This is a genomic window from Streptomyces sp. UH6, assembly GCF_013421635.1.
GTDB classification, from domain to species: domain Bacteria; phylum Actinomycetota; class Actinomycetes; order Streptomycetales; family Streptomycetaceae; genus Streptomyces; species Streptomyces abyssomicinicus.
In genome coordinates this window covers 1-3,856 of sequence record NZ_JACADT010000540.1, presented here as the reverse complement: position 1 = coordinate 3,856, position 3,856 = coordinate 1, and the positions used below count along the sequence as shown (strand labels likewise).

2 protein-coding genes and 1 pseudogene are annotated in these 3,856 nt (G+C 72.4%); all 3 read right to left on the bottom strand.

All coding sequences use genetic code 11. The features are described 5' to 3' along the window. Positions 1-219: pseudogene (locus tag HW445_RS21590) on the bottom strand (hypothetical protein); the annotation flags it as partial. 25 nt (positions 220-244) lie between these two features. Beyond that, a complete protein-coding gene (gene fxsT, locus HW445_RS21585) occupies positions 245-3,220 on the bottom strand; it encodes an FxSxx-COOH system tetratricopeptide repeat protein (protein ID WP_180222631.1) in 2,976 nt (991 codons plus the stop codon). A 62-nt stretch (positions 3,221-3,282) separates the two neighbouring features. Further along, positions 3,283-3,856: HEXXH motif-containing putative peptide modification protein (locus HW445_RS21580; protein WP_257231212.1), on the bottom strand; the 574-nt coding region annotated here is incomplete at its 5' end.

Below are 3,856 nucleotides of genomic sequence, written 5' to 3'. Positions count from 1 at the left end.
GAGGGCCCGGAACCGCGCGGCGGCCTGCTGGACGGCCTGCTCGGCGAGGTCGAGCGCCGGCCCGTAGCTGTCCTGCACCGCCGCCCCGACCCGGCGGGCCCGGCGGGCCGTGCCGGCGCGCGTGCCGACGTCGGAGTAGAAGACGTCGTCGCCGGGCGGGACGGGGCCCTGGGCCTCGTCCACGAAGATCGGGATGCCGATCTGCTCGTCGTCGTGCATGGATCCCCCGTTTCCCGTGGGCCGGTCACGTGATCTGTGGTTCGAAGTCCCAGTACGGCCGGTTCTGGTTGCGGGCGGAGACGGTGTGGGGATGGCTGCGGCCCAGCGTCTCCGACAGGTCGGTGACGGCCGCCTCCTCCTCCTTGGCCGCCCGGGCCCACCGGCGCATGCCCCGCAGGTCGTCGGCGTAGGCGATGCGCGCGGACAGCGCCATCGGGTGGGTCCGTCCCAGGACCTCGGCGGCGCGGGTGGCGGTGACCTCGGACAGTTCCACGGCCGCCTCGTACTCGCCGATGAAGTTGCGCAGGGCGCTGGCGTTGATGGCGCACCCCAGGGTCCAGGGGTGCAGTTCCCCGACCGCCGCGGTCATGGCGACCAGCGCCTCCTCCGCCGTCTCGTACGCCTGACGCCGCTCGCCCAGGTTGCGCAGCACGATCGCCAGATTGCTCCGCGTGCCGGCGCTGTAGGGATGACCGGGTCCCAGCCGCGTCTCGTAGGCGTTCACGACGCGCTCCGACAGCGTGCGGGCCTCGTCGATGTCCCCGTGCTCACGGGTGTAGACGGCCAGCGAGTTGAGGAAGCGGTTGGTGTCGGGGTTGCGCTCGCCCAGCTTGCGTTCGGCCCGCTCGACGACGGAGGCGATCTCCTGGCCGGCCTCACGGATGCGGCCGTTGCGGTAGTGGATGAGGGCGAGGTTGAGCTCCGCCGTCAGCCGCCAGGTGTGGTCCTCCTCCACCCGCGCCAGGGCGAACCGCTGCAGGTTGTCGTTCTGCAGCGACTCCGCCTCGCCGTAGCGCCCGAGGAACCGGAGCACCTCGGCCTCGACGGTCTGGGAGTGCAGGATGCTCAGATGGGTCTCGTCCAGGAGGCGCCGGTACGCCTCGGTGGTCGCCCGCTGGGTGGCCAGGGCGTCGTGGAAGCGTCCGAGGAGCCGCTGGCTGACGCCCACGTTGTGGAGCGCCGTGACGGTGAGCAGGTCGTCCTCGCCGAGGACCCGCCGGTAGGCGTCCCGTACCCACACGGACACCTCGAGCGCCTCCTGGTAGCGCCCCAGTCCCCGCAGGTCCGCGGCAAGCCCTCCGGCCGCCCGCAGGTGGTCCAGGTCGTCGACGCCCCGCTGGTCCCGCAGGCGCTCCACGATGCGCCGGTTCAGCTGCTCGGTGCGGGCGTAGTCACCCGCACCGCGCAGCAGGTTCGTGTAGTGGTGGTTGAGGTCCCAGAGCCGCTCGTGCTCGGGGCCGAGCAGGTCGTGCCACGACTCGAGGGTGCGCTCGGCGAGCTGGATCCCCTCCGTGTACTCACCCGACCGGTACAGGTAGCGCAGGCAGTTGAGGACGAGTTCCTGGACCTCGGGCGCCGGGCTCCGCAGCGCGTCGGACTGCACCAGGTGGGGCGTGATGGTGGCGTACTGCGACCAGGACGACGACTCGTCGGGTCGGCGGGGGTCGGCGGCTGCCAAGGCCTTCCGGGCGACCTCGCAGAAGGCCTCGTGATCTGCGTCGGACATGTTGAGGTGAACGATGCCATGCACCATCCGGTGCAGGTAGACCGACTCGCGGGCGCCGTCGTCCCGGTCCGGGGACTCCAGGCTGATGACGGAGTACTGGCGCAGCTGGGCGAGCGCCCGGTTCCAGAGCACCCGGTCGGTGAGCAGGCCGCGGATCTGCTCGGGGACGTCCTGGCGGCGGAGCCCCTGGAGCAGGCCGACGGGGATGTGCCCGGGCGCGAAGCAGGTGCACAGACGCAGCAGTGCGACGGATTCCGGCAGTTTCTCCCTGAGGTTGTTGATCAGCAGCGACCAGGCCGTCGGGAAGGCGAGGGGGAAGTCGTCGGACACCCGCAGGACGTCGTCGTCGATCCCCCTCCGCAGGAGATCGAGGTAGTCGGGGACGGACATCTCCGAGTCGCTGAGCCAGGCGGCCGTCTGGTCGAGGACCAGCGGCAGGTCTCCCAGCGCCTCGGCGAGCAGGTCGGCGTCCTCGTCGGTGATGCGGGGGGCGCGGCGGCGGATGAAGGAGACCGACTCGACCCGGTCGTAGACCGGCACCTCCATCAGCTCGCTGTTGTGGTGGGCCCACTCGTTGTTGCGGGAGGTGATCAGCAGGTGTCCGTTGCCGGAGGGCAGAAGGTTCTTGAGCCCTTCCGGCTCGTCCGCGCCGTCGAGGATCACCAGCCAGCGGTCGTAGGGCTGCCCCTTGCGCAGCGCCTCCATCACCGCCCGCAGCCGCTCGCCGTACCCCTGCCCGGTGGGCAGCCGCAACGCCCCGGCCAGACGCGCGAGTTGCTGCCGGTACGTGGGGACCGACCCGGCGTCCACCCACCAGACGACGTCGTACTCGGAGCCGAACCGGTAGACGTACTCGGCCGCCAGCTGCGTCTTGCCGACCCCCGGCATGCCGTGGAAGGTGAGCACGCCCGCGCCGGGAGCGGCCCGGCTGAAGAATCCGTACGCGTCGTTGAGGAACCGCTCCCGGCCGGTGAAGCGGATGTTGCGGCGGCGGATGCCGCCCCAGACGTCCGGCACGTTGCGGGGGAACCGGGGCGAGCGCGGGCCGGCCGGGCCCGCCGGGACGCCCGCCAGGGACAGGCTCGCCAGGAGGCGCCGCTCGGCCTCCGGCTCGCCGAGACCGGGCAGCTCCAGCGGCGCCAGGGCGGCGGTCGCCGCGGGCAGCGGATTGGCGGCGACGGTGACCGCGTGGAAGCGCCCCGGGTGCTCCCGGAGAACGGCCCGCAGGGCCTGGTTCCATTCGGCGGGGGTCCGCGGCCCCATCTGGAAGTACCAGTCGCTGCACACCAGGACCACCCGGCCCGGCGCCATCGCCAGGTCGGTCAGCAGCACCTCGAGCGGTTCCTCGGGGGCGGGGTCCCAGCGCTGGTAGACGACGCGCAGCCCACGCCGTTCGAGGCGGTCGCCGATCCAGGCGGCCCACGGGCGGTTGAACCCGGCGAAGCTGATGGTGACCACGTCGTCCCGCGCCGCTACCGGCATCTGATCCCCCATCACTCGGCCTCGATCCTCCACCTTAGGGGGGACCGCACCCGGTCGCCCGCGCAACATCTCACTTATACCGTTGTGGCACGACTCCACAGAGCCCGCGCGGTCTGGATGTACGACCGGGCCCGGGCGAGGTGTCCGGCCGGAGGGTCGAGATCCTGGAGACTCCGGTGCGCGGCCACCATACCGTCGGCCAACCTCCTTCCCTCCGGGGTGAGTTGCTCGGACCCCACCAGAGCGGGGAGGGCCGCCCCGGTCTGTTCCCGGCATCGCGCGTACTCCGCCCAGGCGTGTTCCCGGGCAGGGCCGTCCGGCGTAACGAGGGCGCGGTGCCGCCACCAGAGGGCGAGCGCCAGGTGGCTGTAGAGGCCTTGCCAGAGACCGTCGAACGGGCGCGGGTCCGGCCGCCATGGCGCGAAGTGGCGGCGTTCGGGGCCCGCGTGGTGCAGGGGCACGAGGTCGGCGAGGGCGCTCAGCTTCGCGTGCTGGAGCTCGTGCACCAGCATCGAGGCCAGGCTCACCGCGGTGGGCGGCACGCTGCTGTGCACCGCCCCGAACGCGCCCGGGCGGGTGCCGCTGCAGTAGCCGGCGGGACCGGCGTCCTGCGGCGGCAGCAGGGGGACGACCGAACGCAGCAGGCGC

Coding starts and splice junctions, on each gene's coding strand:
- fxsT (WP_180222631.1), bottom strand. CDS start 3,220: ATGGGGGATCAGATGCCGGTAGCGGCGCGGGACGACGTGGTCACCATC.